This window comes from Alkalicoccus saliphilus (assembly GCF_003044065.1).
GTDB classification, from domain to species: domain Bacteria; phylum Bacillota; class Bacilli; order Bacillales; family Salisediminibacteriaceae; genus Alkalicoccus; species Alkalicoccus saliphilus.
This window is the reverse complement of the sequence record NZ_PZJJ01000006.1, coordinates 51422-63911: the sequence shown is the minus strand read 5'-3', so window position 1 is coordinate 63911 and position 12490 is coordinate 51422. Positions and strand designations below refer to the sequence as shown.

General features: G+C 43.4%; 13 protein-coding genes. 6 read left to right on the top strand and 7 right to left on the bottom strand.

The genetic code is table 11. The annotated features are described in order from the left end of the window. The first annotated feature begins 28 nt into the window (after window positions 1–28). From C6Y45_RS05670 to C6Y45_RS05650, 5 genes are all read left to right on the top strand, one after another. Window positions 29–235, top strand: coding sequence for a hypothetical protein (locus tag C6Y45_RS05670; RefSeq protein ID WP_107584123.1), 207 nt, complete (start codon window positions 29–31; stop codon window positions 233–235). A 16-nt stretch (window positions 236–251) separates the two neighbouring features. Continuing rightward, window positions 252–995 (top strand): Cof-type HAD-IIB family hydrolase, encoded by a 744-nt coding sequence (locus C6Y45_RS05665; protein WP_107584121.1) that lies wholly within the window; start codon window positions 252–254, stop codon window positions 993–995. Window positions 996–1167: 172 nt separating this feature from the next. Then, window positions 1168–1560: a DUF2203 domain-containing protein gene (locus tag C6Y45_RS05660; protein WP_107584119.1), complete on the top strand. Its 393-nt coding sequence runs from the start codon at window positions 1168–1170 to the stop codon at window positions 1558–1560. An 84-nt stretch (window positions 1561–1644) separates the two neighbouring features. Continuing rightward, window positions 1645–2637, top strand: coding sequence for a glycosyltransferase (locus C6Y45_RS05655; protein WP_107584117.1), 993 nt, complete (start codon window positions 1645–1647; stop codon window positions 2635–2637). 78 nt (window positions 2638–2715) lie between these two features. After that, window positions 2716–3201, top strand: coding sequence for a flavin reductase family protein (locus C6Y45_RS05650; protein WP_107584116.1), 486 nt, complete (start codon window positions 2716–2718; stop codon window positions 3199–3201). A 143-nt stretch (window positions 3202–3344) separates the two neighbouring features. Here C6Y45_RS05650 and C6Y45_RS05645 read toward each other — a convergent pair whose 3' ends face one another. The 3 genes from C6Y45_RS05645 to parE form a co-directional block, all read right to left on the bottom strand. Beyond that, the gene (locus tag C6Y45_RS05645) at window positions 3345–4157 is read right to left on the bottom strand and encodes a tyrosine-type recombinase/integrase (RefSeq protein ID WP_107584114.1); all 813 of its coding nucleotides are present in this window, start codon (window positions 4155–4157) and stop codon (window positions 3345–3347) included. A gap of 206 nt (window positions 4158–4363) precedes the next feature. Continuing rightward, window positions 4364–6781: a DNA topoisomerase IV subunit A gene (gene parC / locus C6Y45_RS05640; RefSeq protein WP_107584112.1), complete on the bottom strand. Its 2418-nt coding sequence runs from the start codon at window positions 6779–6781 to the stop codon at window positions 4364–4366. 3 nt (window positions 6782–6784) lie between these two features. Beyond that, window positions 6785–8752: a DNA topoisomerase IV subunit B gene (gene parE, locus C6Y45_RS05635; RefSeq protein WP_107584110.1), complete on the bottom strand. Its 1968-nt coding sequence runs from the start codon at window positions 8750–8752 to the stop codon at window positions 6785–6787. A gap of 169 nt (window positions 8753–8921) precedes the next feature. On the opposite strand from parE, the gene C6Y45_RS18075 reads away from it, so the two are divergent. Further along, a complete protein-coding gene (locus C6Y45_RS18075; RefSeq protein WP_281260591.1) occupies window positions 8922–9044 on the top strand; it encodes a hypothetical protein in 123 nt (40 codons plus the stop codon). On the opposite strand, the gene C6Y45_RS05630 is transcribed toward C6Y45_RS18075, so the two are convergent. From C6Y45_RS05630 to C6Y45_RS05615, 4 genes are read right to left on the bottom strand one after another with little or no spacing between them, the layout of a single operon-like run. Beyond that, complete coding sequence (locus C6Y45_RS05630; RefSeq protein WP_107584108.1) at window positions 9028–9438, bottom strand: CoA-binding protein; 411 nt, start codon at window positions 9436–9438, stop codon at window positions 9028–9030. The genes C6Y45_RS18075 and C6Y45_RS05630 overlap by 17 nt on opposite strands. Window positions 9439–9449: 11 nt before the next feature. Continuing rightward, window positions 9450–9872: a universal stress protein gene (locus tag C6Y45_RS05625; RefSeq protein ID WP_107584106.1), complete on the bottom strand. Its 423-nt coding sequence runs from the start codon at window positions 9870–9872 to the stop codon at window positions 9450–9452. 52 nt (window positions 9873–9924) lie between these two features. Next, window positions 9925–11484, bottom strand: a complete 1560-nt coding sequence (locus C6Y45_RS05620) for an ABC transporter permease/substrate-binding protein (protein ID WP_107584104.1) — start codon at window positions 11482–11484, stop codon at window positions 9925–9927. Next, the gene (locus C6Y45_RS05615) at window positions 11481–12440 is read right to left on the bottom strand and encodes an ABC transporter ATP-binding protein (protein ID WP_107584102.1); all 960 of its coding nucleotides are present in this window, start codon (window positions 12438–12440) and stop codon (window positions 11481–11483) included. The genes C6Y45_RS05620 and C6Y45_RS05615 overlap by 4 nt, the downstream gene beginning before the upstream one ends. Window positions 12441–12490 lie beyond the last annotated feature (50 nt).

Genomic DNA, 12490 nt, shown 5'->3' with positions numbered 1-12490 from the left:
ATAATATAAACAGCGGGGGTGCTAAACGATGAATATGATGCCAGTGCTGATCGCTGCTGCAGCTGTATGTATTGCAGGTCTTGCGGCCACTATTATGATTGGTATAAATCCTCAGGATAAGGATTACAATAATACTGCAAAAGCTAAGAAACACTACACGAATCTTTCCCTTCTTTATGTCGTGGCGTTTGTACCCGCATTGATACTGACCGTAGCTTATTTTATTATCCGCTGAGTGGAGAGGTGCAATAATGAACAACTATGATATTAAAATGGCCGTCCTGGATATGGACGGCACCCTGCTTCAAAACGATCATACGATCTCCCATGACAATCGCGAAGCTGTTAAAAAGGCACTTGAAAATGGAGTGGAAGTTATCATTGCCACCGGGCGTTCCCTCCAGGCTGTCGATATGTTTGCAGACGAACTCAGTCTTAAAGATTATATTATTACCGGCAATGGCAGTGAAATATGGCATTTGAGCGGGCCGGAGCTGATTGAACGATCTTCTTTAAAAGCGGAGCTTGTCGAAGCAATGTGGGAAATACGTAACGCTTATGGGACACGGCATTGGGCTGCTTCTGTCGGAAAAGTATGGAAGCAGGAAATGCCGGACAATTTAAAGGATCTTGAATGGCTGAAATTTGGATTTGATATGGACAGTATGGAAATTAAAAAAGAGGTATTAAAGAAGCTGGAACAGCTTGAAGGTCTGGAAATAACAAATTCAAGCCCTTTAAACATTGAAGTGAACGCGGAAGGGGTCCATAAAGCCGGAGCGATTGAAACACTGCTGGAATTTAAAAATCTTTCTTTCAATGAAGTAATGGCAGTCGGTGACAGTCTTAACGATATAAGTATGATTCAGGCTGCAGGAATCGGTGTTGCGATGGGTAATGCCCAGGACGTTGTTAAAGAAAAAGCGGACTTTATTACTACAGCTAACGGAGATCATGGTGTAGCTGAAGCTTTCCGGAAGTTCAGGCTGATATAACTGAACGGGCATCCGGAGAAAAGGGGCTGCTGAACTGTCCGGAACGAACTATAACCGGTTTGATTTTTTAAATTGAAGGGAATATACAAAACATAGACAATCCTTTCATTTTTGTGTCATAACGAGGTGACTGGCCTATTATTAACGACATTGTACCGGGGGGGTACCGGCTATGGCTAAAAAATATTTTACTGCTGAACAGGCGAACCGTCTGCTTCCACTTGTAAAGGAAGAAATTCAGGAGCTGAAACAAATACAGAAATCATTTGAGGAGAAGTGGAAACTGCACCGGAAACTCAAAGAAGGTCATCAAAATGTTCAGACAGAAACAAAAAGCCTGTTCACACTGGAATGCGAGCTTGAATTTATGGAAATACAGGCCCAGCTCCATGTAAACAACATCCAGTCTACAGGAGCCGTTTTAAAGGGCATTGAACCTGCTCTTGTTGATTTTCCTTCCTTCAAAGGCAGAGAGGAAGTGTATCTCTGCTGGCGGGAAGGTGAGGAAGAAATATCCTTTTATCACGGCCTCCAGGATGGCTATGGCGGCAGAAAACCGTTATAATTTTAAGGCAGGGAGTTAATCTCTCTGCTTTTTATATTTGCGGGAATAAAAGCTGGTTATTGAATTATCAGACGGAGGACAGTTATGGAAATTACTTTTGTATCCCCCCATTACGACGAATGGCGGGGAAATAGAATTACGGTAGACCGGATTGTAAACAGCGTACGCAGTGCCGGACATACTACAGAAATTATCTCTTCAACCGGTTCCTTCAAGGAGCCTGAGAAAGGAACAGAGCTTCTTCACGGGTTTCACGCCTATAAATTTGCCTTGTATTACAGAAAGCTTCAAGCGCCGCTTCCTTATATTATCACTGTGACGGGAACGGATATGAATCATGATATATTTCAGGAAGAAAAACGGCCTCTTATTATGGAATGTTTAAAAGGGGCAGCCTTCATACACGTATTTGATACAGGAATGAAAGAGAAAGTTAAGGAAGAAGTACCTTCCTGTCTCAGTAAACTACGTGTTATCCCGCAAAGTATCGAACCGATTCCTTTCCGACCGGCACCTGTACTTAACAACAGGAGTGATAAAGCAGTATTATTTCTTCCGGCCGGGATACGTCACGTTAAAAATATCCCGCGGGCAGTAATACTTACCGAAAAAATAAGGAGGGATTTTCCAAATGCAGAGCTTGTCGTGGCAGGGCCTGTAATAGAAAAAGAAGCGGGGGACTGGCTGAATGACCAGGCTCTTAAATTACCCTGGCTGACGTATGCCGGAGAACGTCCATTTGAGGAGATGATGGATCTCTATCATAATGCCTCGATTGTTCTTAATACGTCCCGAAGTGAAGGCCAGTCTTCTGCTGTGATGGAAGCAATGAGTGCGGGAGCGCCGGTGATTGCTTCAAATATTCGTGGTAACCGTGGTCTCATATCTCATGAATATACAGGTTGTCTTTTTGAATCCGACGAGGACTTTTACTATTGTGTCCGCAGACTGCTTCTGGAGAGTTCGTTCCGAGAGAGTATTTCCATACAGGCTGCTGATTACATTCGAACATACCACGGTGTTCAGTCGGAACGTGAAAAACTTATTGAAATATACACTAAAGCAGTACAAAAGTAGAATTTCGCATTTTTTTAACCAGCATGATAAAGTGAAAGAGAAAGTTTTAAATTAGTTTGTTAAATTGGAGTGATGATAATGGCAGAAGAAACTACATTCAGGAACATTATGGGTAATTATCCGACAGGAGTAACTGTCGTAACAGCTAACACGCCGGAAGGTGAACCGGTAGGTCTAACCGTTAATTCATTTACGTCTGTGTCTATGAATCCAAAGCTCATATCCTGGGCAATTGATAAAAACGTTTCAACCCATGACGTATTTGTGAAACAGCAGCACTTTGCTGTTCATACGCTTGCTCATGATCAAGGTGATGTGTGTATGCTGTTTGCAACAAAAGGTACGGATCGGTTCAGTCAGGTGCAGTGGTCGCCGTCAGCAAACAATGTGCCGGTTATCGACGGATATTCCGGACTTTTGGAGTGTAAAGTTTATGACACGATAGAAGCTGGAGATCACACAATAATTATTGGTGAAGTTATACAGGCGGTTGATAATGAAACAGCGCCGCTGCTTTACCATAAGCGTACATTCGGACCAGTACCGGAAGAATTTTATAAATAAAACAAAGGAGGGCTGTTTTTACAGCCCTCCTGAATAATATCATTTTCTAGTTTACATAATATAAATTATACGAACCAATGCAAATCTCAGTTAGTTTTGTTTCAATAATAAAGATTACTTTGAGATTTGAGATATAACAAAATTTATGAGGAACTTAACAGTTTCATTAAACTTAATTTATCAATCCCGAGCATTTCTGCTGCGCTCTCATATGTTTCTGTTTCCAGTAAGTAATCTCCGTACGCCCGCCGGATGCTGTTGGTAGTTAAGGTTTCCAAATTACTTTTTTCTGAGATCTTCCGCAGATTAAGACTTATCGTCATACGTTCGAGTGGTTTTTCCAGGCCATCACGGCTTTTGGAGTTTAATACATATAACGACTGTTGATTCTCTGAAAACTGTCTGAAAACTTCTGCATCAGTTCCGGAAATATTTATAACCCGTTCATGGCCTGTTTTATTAATAAAAAGCCGGATCAGCTGCTTATCGATAATCACTTCATTCCACGTAATATTAAATTCATCCGGCCTTAAACCCGCCATCGCAAGCATAAAAATAATTTTTCTTTTCATCGGTGTTTCTATATCCTGATTTACTGTTTGTTTAAGCTCAAGAAGTGTTCTGTAATCTACAGGTTCATTATCTTCTTTTGTAATTGCTTCATATCTGATTTTCTGCGCAGGATCTACTGCTACTTTATCAATCGTCCATGCATAGTCGAAAAATCGTCGAATAATAGCGATTATTTTATTGATCGTACTGATTTTCAGATCACGGCTTTTTTTGTATTTAATATACTGTTTTATATCGCCAGGAACTATTTCATAAAGTTCTTTTTGTCGCTTATACAGTCCGTCCAGAAAAATAAAAAAATATTCAAGCTGTCGTACATGTTCGTCAATGGTCGTATCTTTATATCCCTGTTCTTTTAAATAGCTGCTGTATCCATACGGCATGTTTTTTCTCCTTTCCTATTAATAATGTATAGTATATAATTCAGGTTTTTGGTATACTTTCTTAGTTGTGTTTTATTATATAATGAATATATATATTTACAGTGGTATATTACTGTTATATAGATAATTCTCATTAAACAAAAAACAAAGCTAAAATGAAAATAGTCCCGGCTACCATAATATACAGGCAGCCGGTTTTTCAGCAGTTACTCAATCCATACGTCCTTTATATCCCCATACAATTCTGTATCTACAACAAAAGAGCCGTTCGTATACTTATCCCCGGGCCGTATTTCACCAGCCGTAAAATCATGGACAGTGTAATCAGCGGTCTGGATACTGACTGTTTGTTCCCGACCTCCCGTTCCACCACCTTTTATACGGTGAGGGTTTTTCTTCAGCTCTTTGAGAATTTTAACACCTCTTGTTGCTCTTCCCTGAGATTCTAACTTATCCGGCGATATCCGTTTCAGCGCTCCCCGGTGCGTTATGATATATATGTCCCGTGGATCTGAGGAGCTGTACACACCGGAAGCTGCTATAAAGTCCGCGTCTTTTAAATTAATAGCTTTCATACCGCCTGTTCTCTGTCCTGTCGGGTTAACTTCAGTTTCCGTATAGCGGAGAGCATACCCTTCGTAAGTCAGCAGAACAACCTCATTGCTTCCACTGGTTTCATAAACAGCTTCTACTTCATCACCTTTTTTCAATTTTATTCCCATCAGTGCTTTTGAATAGCGCTGAGCTTCATAATCTTTGAGAGGAGTTCTTTTTATCATACCGTACTTAGTAATAAACGTAAGAAAGTTTTCGTTGTCTGAGAAATTTTTTACAGGCAGCGCGGCAATGATTTTGTCTTCCTGATTGACCGTTACTACGTTGGCAATATGCTGTCCGCTTTCTTTCCATTTCATTTCAGGAATTGTATGAACGGGTACGTACAAATACGAGCCTTTGTTAGTGAACAAAAGGAGTGTATCCGTTGTATTGATTTCCTGTGAATACATCAGCCGGTCTGTATCTTTCATAACAGGTGGTTCTCCATTCGAGGCAGAAAAACTTCGCAGACTCGATCTCTTAATATACCCTTCTTTCGTAACAGAAACCCGGACATCTTCTGAAGGCACCATTACTTCCAGGTCAATTTTTATTTCTTCGATTTCATCCTCTACAGTTGTAAGCCGCTCGTCAGCAAACTGTTTTCTTACCTGCCGGAGCTCTTTTTTCATCTGGGAGGCTAGTTTCTTATCTGAAGCGAGTAATTCTTCCCAGGCAGCAATGTTTTTGCGGAGCTTGTCTGCTTCATTTTCCAAAGTGGTGATATCTGTATTTGTCAGTCTGTAAAGCTGCAACGTAACAATTGCCTCTGACTGTACGGAAGTAAAGGCAAACGTTTCTTCCAGTTTGCCTTTTGCATCCTTTTTATCTGCTGCACTGCGGATCACCTGAATTACTTCATCAAGTATAGAAATAGCTTTAATAAGACCTTCCACAACATGGGCTCTTTCTTTCGCTTTTTCCAGTTCGTATTCGGTGCGCCGGATAATAACTTCTTTCTGATGCTCTGTGTAAGCTTCCAGAAGCTGTTTTAAATTCATCAGCTGAGGTGTTTTCTGGGCAATCGCCACCATATTGAAATTGAAAGTTGTTTGAAGATCTGTTGATTTATAAAGGAAATTCAGCACGCCTTTTGCATCAGCTTCCTTTTTCAGCTCTACAACGATTCTCATTCCTGTACGGTCGGTTTCATCCCTGACTTCTGCCATTCCCTCCACTTTTTTATCAATTCTCAGCTCATCCATTTTCTTTACAAGCACTGCTTTATTTACTTCAAATGGAATCTCTGTAATGACGATCTGTTCACGGCCTCCACGAAGCGGTTCAATCGCTGCTCTGCCTCTGACAATCACTTTGCCACGGCCTGTTTCGTATGCTTTTTTAATACCGTCAAGTCCCTGAATAATCCCTCCGGTAGGGAAATCCGGTCCCTGTATATGCTGCATCAGCTCATCGAGAGAAGCATCCGGTTTTTCTATCAGCTTAACCGCTGCATCAATAACTTCATGAATGGCATGCGGCGGAATATCGGTCGCATATCCGCTGGAAATACCTGTCGAGCCGTTAACGAGAAGGTTCGGGAAAGAGGCAGGCAGAACTACCGGCTCTTCCTGTGAATCATCAAAATTGGGCATAAAATCAACAGTGTTTTTATCAATATCCTCGAGCATTTTTTCGGAAAGCGAAGCAAGCCTGGCTTCCGTATAACGCATAGCTGCCGGTGGATCACCATCTACCGAGCCATTGTTACCATGCATTTCAACGAGCGGCATCCGCATTTTCCAGTCCTGGCTCTGACGGATCATTGCTTCATATACTGATGAATCACCGTGCGGATGATAATTACCGATTACATTACCAACTGTTTTGGCCGATTTTCGGAATGGCTTGTCTGAAGTGTTTCTGTCGTGGTACATCGCATACAAAATTCTGCGCTGTACCGGCTTTAATCCGTCTCTGGCATCAGGAAGTGCTCTGTCCTGTATTATATATTTACTGTACCTTCCAAAACGATCTCCCAGTACTTCCTCCAGTGGAAGGTCCAGATAGCGTTCTTTTTCAGCCAATGCTTATTCCTCCTCTTCTGTAACGTGCAGGCTATCGTTTTCAAGTATATTGGAATCATCATCCAGTCCGAATTTCACGTGGGTTTCAATCCATTTACGGCGCGGTTCCACTTTATCGCCCATGAGTGTCGAAACGTGCCTTTCCGCCCGGGCAATGTCTTCGATCGTAACACGAACAAGCGTTCTTGACTCGGGATCCATCGTAGTTTCCCACAGCTGTGTGGCGTCCATTTCCCCAAGACCTTTATACCGTTGAATCGTATATCCTTTACCTACAGTTTTCATTGCCTTTTTCATTCCTTCTTCGTCCCACGCATATTCTGTTTTTTCTTTTTTACCGGATCCTCTGCTCACTTTATACAAAGGCGGGAGGGCGATATACACTCTGCCTGCTTCGACCAGCGGCCTCATGTACCGGTAAAAGAAAGTAAGAAGCAACACCTGTATGTGCGCACCATCTGTATCAGCGTCGGTCATAATGACAATTTTATCGTAATTTAAATTTTCCAGATTGAAATCTGCCCCGACATCAGCTCCAAGTGCATAAATAATCGTACGGATTTCTTCATTTTTCATAATATCTGCAAGTTTTGCTTTTTCCGTATTAATCACTTTCCCACGCAGTGGAAGCACCGCCTGAAATTTACGGTCTCTTCCCTGTTTGGCAGAACCTCCCGCGGAATCACCCTCCACAAGGTACAGTTCATTTCTTTTAGGGTTTTTGGACTGTGCCGGTGTTAGTTTTCCGGAGAGCATAGCATCTTTCCGTTTATTTTTACGGCCGCTTCTGGCATCTTCCCGTGCTTTGCGGGCTGCCTCGCGGGCCTGCGAAGCTTTAATTGCTTTTTTTATCAAAGTATTGCTGAAATCCGGATTTTCCTCCAGATAGTAAGTGAATTTCGCTGTAATCACCTGATCAACCGCCGAACGGGCAGCAGCTGTTCCGAGTTTGCTTTTGGTCTGGCCTTCAAACTGCAGCACTTCTTCAGGGACGCGTACGGAGAGAACCCCGGTAAAGCCTTCTCTTATATCGCTTCCGTCCAGATTTTTATCTTTATCTTTTAAAAGTGCCAATTTACGTGCATGTTCGTTTACGGCACGTGTAATAGCTGTTTTTGCTCCGAGTTCATGGGTACCGCCATCTTTCGTCCGGACGTTATTCACGAAAGAAAGCATGTTTTCCGTATAGGCGTCGTTATACTGAAAGGCAAAATCAACTTCTATACGGTCGCTGACTCCTTCTACAGAAATAACCGGATGAAGTATTTCTTTATCTTCGTTTAAATATTCAACAAAAGCTTCCAGACCGGTGTCATACTTAAAACTTTCCTGCTGATCATTTCTCTTATCAATCAGCTCCAGCTCAGCACCTTTTAATAAAAAAGCCGCTTCCCGGAGTCTTTCCGCAACCGTTTCATAATGAAAGGAAACCGTTTGAAAAATTTCTTTGTCGGGAGTAAAAGTCAGTTCCGTACCAGTTTTACTAGTGTTTCCTTTTTCTACGAGAGTTGTTGCCGGATAACCCCCGTGCTCGAACCTTTGTTCGTAAGATCTTCCATTCCGGTAAATTCGCACTTTTAAAGCAGAAGACAGCGCGTTTACAACAGAAGCACCCACTCCGTGAAGTCCTCCACTCGTTTTATATCCACCCTGACCAAACTTCCCGCCGGCGTGAAGCACGGTCAGTATTACTTCCGGAGTCGGTTTACCTGTAGCGTGCATTCCAACCGGATAGCCTCTCCCATTATCTGAAACTGTTACACTGTTATCTTTATGAAGCGTAACCGTAATTTTATTTCCGTATCCTGCAAGTATTTCATCTACAGAATTATCCACTATTTCAAAAATTAAATGATGCAGTCCCCGGTGATCTGTACTTCCAATGTACATCCCCGGTCTTTTTCTGACTGCTTCAAGACCTTCAAGTACTTGAATCGCATCATCATTATAATCAAAAGCCTGTTTTTTCACGTTCCTTGCCCCTTTCTACTGCCTGAGCCTTCGGATGCTGCTGCCGTTCTCACTTTATCATAGTTCGTATGCTATTTCACGAGCATCTCTGCATTTACTATTATTAACGGAAAGGAGGGGGATTTGTCAAACGTATGTACGCATTTTTTAAATTACAGCCTGTTTCTTTATGAATAAAGGAAAGAAACAGTATGTATTTACGTTTCGTGAGACGATTTTTAAAAGTACAGACCATGAAAAAAAGATGGCTGTAGAGCCATCTTTTCATCTCATTATTATTTTTTTCCGATAAGCACTGCGTGTTCTACTTTAATACAGTAGTCCATAGCTACTTTTTTACCGTGTTCGTTTAAAAGCTTTTCTGCCTCTTCATTATACACACCGGTTTGGGCCCAGAATACGGGAATATTTGTTTTTACTGTTTCTTCTGCTAGTTCGGGAAGGTATTCACTCCGGCGGAATACGTTAATAATATCCACATCATCCCCGAGCTCGCTGATGGAAGCGACGGCTTTACGACCGAAAACTTCTTCTACCACCGGGTTTACCGGCGTAATCTCATACCCCGCGTCAAGAAGTGCTTCAGTTACCTGATACGACGTTCGGTGAGGCTTATCGGAGAGACCTACTACAGCAATGTGCTTTGAATTTTTTAATACTTCTCTGCGTTCTTCCTGATTCATCATAGTTATACCTCCTATTTAACAATCATCACCGGACAATCCGCCCGTTTAGCCACTTTATGGCTGACGCTCCCGAGCACCATCTGCTGGAACTGGTTCAGACCACGGCTCCCGATGATTACAAGATCTGCTGCATTGTCATTGGCTTCACGGACAATCGTAGGTCCGGGTTCTCCAAAGACGTGTTTCACTTCAAAAGAGACGCCGGTTTCTTCAAGATAGTCAATAAGGTGCTGTACACGCCGGCGCCTGTGCTCCGGGATATCCCTCGGCTTCATTTCTTCGTCCATGACATCCGTGCGTATTGGAAGATCGTCCACGACATGAATCAGCTTAATGTGCGCACCTTCCGTACGCTCTGCAATATATACAGCTTTTTCACACGCCCGGAGCGAGTGCTGCGAACCATCGCCTGCCAGTAAAATATTTTTGAACATCCTTATCCATCCCCCCAGAAAAAAACATTCCCTTATTCTATTTATATTCGTTTTACTCTTCCAGTAAACCTGCTTCCTGAAGATAATTTTCTGCAATTTCTTCAGCGTCTTCATCGTCTTCATCGACTGCATAATTCATTTCCATCATTTCTTCTTCTGTAATCATACCGCTGAGCTGGTTGAGAACCGGTTCAATTTCCGGATATTCTTCGAGGATATCCGCCCGAAAAAGCGGTGCACCATTAAACGGTGGAAAAACATTTTCGTCATCTTCAAGCGCGGTCAGATTATACCGTATCATATAGCTGTCCGTAGAGTACGCATCGATAAGATCAACATTTTCAGCAACGAGCGCTTCTGAACGCAGCCCCGGATCCATCGTCTGGACGTCCTCGATGTTAAGACCATAGCCCTCCTGAATCGCCGGATAACCGTCTACCTCCCGATCAGCAAATTCAAACGTAAAAGCAGCGGTGAGATCCTCCTCCAGAGGCACAAGGTCAGATATTGTTTCGACCCCTGTTTCTTCAGCAAAATCTTCTCTTACTGCAAGAGCGTACGTGTTCTGGTAACCCATCGGTTCCAGAAAAATGAGATCGTATTCTTCGGCCATTCTTTCCCTCGCCTGTTCAAATGCTTCTCTTTCGTCGTTACTGACCGGCTCTTCATCAAGAAGCGTTGTAATAGCTGTTCCTGTGAATTCAAAATAGCCGTCCAGATTTTCGTTAAGTACAGCTTCAAACACAAAATCTGTCGTCCCGAGTCCCGGCTCAAGCAGAACCTCATAGTCTGTTTCCGCTTCAATCAGCAGCTTATACATGTTTATCACTATTTCAGGTTCTGCACCGAGCTTTCCTCCAATCACTATCTCTTCCTTTTCATCTTCCCCGGCCATGTTGACTGCCTGAAGCACCGGCGGCAGGGAAACGAGAAGAACCGCTGCACCGACAACTATAAAAATCGGGGCGATGGACACACCGCTTGATTTTTTTTCTGTTATGCGCAGTACTGCGTCAAAAAACAAAGCGAGTAAGGCCGCCGGGATTGCACCAAGGAGAATGTAGTAATTATTACTCCGGTTAAGCCCTGTCATGATCAGATCCCCGAGTCCCCCCGCACCGATAAGTGCTGCGAGTGTAGCCGTACCTACGATAAGTACCATACCGGTTCTTATACCGGCCATTATTGTAGGCATCGCAAGCGGAAGCTGGATTTTCACGAGCATCTGTTTATATGTCATCCCCATTCCTCTGGCAGCTTCTGTCAGGGCAGGATCCACGCCTTTGACCCCGGTATACGTATTACGGAGTATCGGCATCAGCGCATAAGCGGAAAGCGCGATAATTGCCGGAAGCGTGCCGATCCCGACGAAAGGGATCAAAAATCCTAAAAGAGCCAGGCTCGGAATCGTCTGTATAACAGAAGTTGTGCCGATGACCGGTTCTGCTCCTTTTTTGTAGACCGCAAGAAACACCCCTAAAGGAACAGCGATAAACACCGCTATTAATAATGAAATCAGGGACATCTCGACGTGCTGCCAGAGCGCATTAATTAAAAGGTCCGACCGCTGATTGGCAAGCTGAAAAAATGTCTGGACAGAAGAAAAGGTCATTTTCTCCCACCTTCCTTCTTCTGCCCGGGCATAAGATATGCCAGAACAGACTTATTCGTTATCACACCTGCAATTTTGTTTTCTTTCAGCACGGCTGCCTGCTCTTTCTCCGATTCCTGGAGAACACGCACTGCTTCTCTAAGGCTCAGCTCCGCGTTTACGGAAGGCAGGTCCGGCGGCAGGGGTTCAGGAACCGGCATCATCGCTGCTTCGACTCTCGTTTCCCACATGTCTTTCCGTTCGCCGATAAAGGATTTGACAAAGTCATCTGCAGGGTGCTCAAGCAGATTATCCGGGGTGTCCATCTGGACGATTTTCCCCTCCTGCATCACTGCAATCCGATCACCGAGCTGAAGGGCTTCATCCATGTCATGTGTTACGAAAACGATAGTTTTTTTAATATCCCTCTGCAGGGAGGCAATATCTTTCTGCAGCTGCTCCCGGCTGATAGGGTCGAGAGCGCTGAACGGCTCGTCCATGAGCAGTATATCCGGATCCCCCGCAAGAGCACGTATAACGCCGACCCGCTGCTGCTGACCGCCCGAGAGCTCCTTTGGAAGCCGGTTACGGTAAGTGTCAGGGTCAAGACCTGTCATTTCCATTAATTCATCAATTCTTTTTTCTGTTCTTTTTTTCTCCCATTTTTTCAGTTCCGGAACTATGGCAATGTTTTCAGCAATCGTCATATGCGGAAAAAGAGCGATCTGCTGCAGTACGTATCCGATTTCCCATCGGAGCTTGTGCAGATCTTTATGGAGTATATTTTCATCATTAATGCTTATTTTTCCTGAGGTCGTATCAATCAGCCGGTTAATCATTTTCATCGTAGTCGTTTTACCGCAGCCACTTGGACCGATAAGGACGAACAACTCTCCGGGCTCCACCCGGAAGCTGATATTATCCACCGCTTTAGTACCGTCAGGAAACTGCTTGGATACTTTGTCAAATTCAATCACTGCCTTCGCTCCTTTTACGTAGTGTTTTTCTGTCCCTGCTTGTGTCTTCT

Coding starts and splice junctions, on each gene's coding strand:
- C6Y45_RS05655 (WP_107584117.1), top strand. CDS start 1,645: ATGGAAATTACTTTTGTATCCCCCCATTACGACGAATGGCGGGGAAAT.
- C6Y45_RS05620 (WP_107584104.1), bottom strand. CDS start 11,484: ATGACCTTTTCTTCTGTCCAGACATTTTTTCAGCTTGCCAATCAGCGG.
- C6Y45_RS05625 (WP_107584106.1), bottom strand. CDS start 9,872: ATGTTCAAAAATATTTTACTGGCAGGCGATGGTTCGCAGCACTCGCTC.
- C6Y45_RS05665 (WP_107584121.1), top strand. CDS start 252: ATGAACAACTATGATATTAAAATGGCCGTCCTGGATATGGACGGCACC.
- C6Y45_RS05660 (WP_107584119.1), top strand. CDS start 1,168: ATGGCTAAAAAATATTTTACTGCTGAACAGGCGAACCGTCTGCTTCCA.
- C6Y45_RS05650 (WP_107584116.1), top strand. CDS start 2,716: ATGGCAGAAGAAACTACATTCAGGAACATTATGGGTAATTATCCGACA.
- C6Y45_RS05645 (WP_107584114.1), bottom strand. CDS start 4,157: ATGCCGTATGGATACAGCAGCTATTTAAAAGAACAGGGATATAAAGAT.
- C6Y45_RS05670 (WP_107584123.1), top strand. CDS start 29: ATGAATATGATGCCAGTGCTGATCGCTGCTGCAGCTGTATGTATTGCA.
- C6Y45_RS05630 (WP_107584108.1), bottom strand. CDS start 9,438: ATGATGAATCAGGAAGAACGCAGAGAAGTATTAAAAAATTCAAAGCAC.
- C6Y45_RS18075 (WP_281260591.1), top strand. CDS start 8,922: ATGAATAAAGGAAAGAAACAGTATGTATTTACGTTTCGTGAGACGATT.